The following is a 315-nucleotide window of genomic DNA, read 5'->3' on the forward strand; positions in this document are numbered from 1 at the left end:
CCAGTGGATTTTTCAAACCTGCCAATCTCGTGATAGAGTTTACCTTCAAGCTCAGTTTTGTATTTTGAAAGCTGAGTAATTAAGCCCATCACATTGTCGGCAACCATGCTGCCATTGAACTTTTGCATCCCTTTTACGTTTAAATCTTCGAACACTAAAATGTCATTTTCATTGGTTATCTGGCGTGAAATTTTGTGTGCAAAGTCGAGCCTTTGCCGTGAGATTTTGCCGTGTAATTTGTTGATGCGTTGTTTGGTTTTTTGCCAGCGATTTGAACCTTTAGTTCGGCGTGCAAGCTGGCGTTGCAATTGATTT

General features: G+C 40.6%; 1 protein-coding gene. It reads right to left on the minus strand.

Features of this window, described 5'->3' with window-relative positions; all coding sequences use genetic code 11:
• A partial coding sequence (locus AAEZ22_RS18280) for a transposase (protein ID WP_352298426.1) occupies positions 1-315 on the minus strand: 315 nt, incomplete at both ends.

The sequence above is a fragment of the Pseudoalteromonas sp. 20-MNA-CIBAN-0454 genome (genome assembly GCF_040308685.1).
Lineage (GTDB): Bacteria > Pseudomonadota > Gammaproteobacteria > Enterobacterales > Alteromonadaceae > Pseudoalteromonas > Pseudoalteromonas nigrifaciens.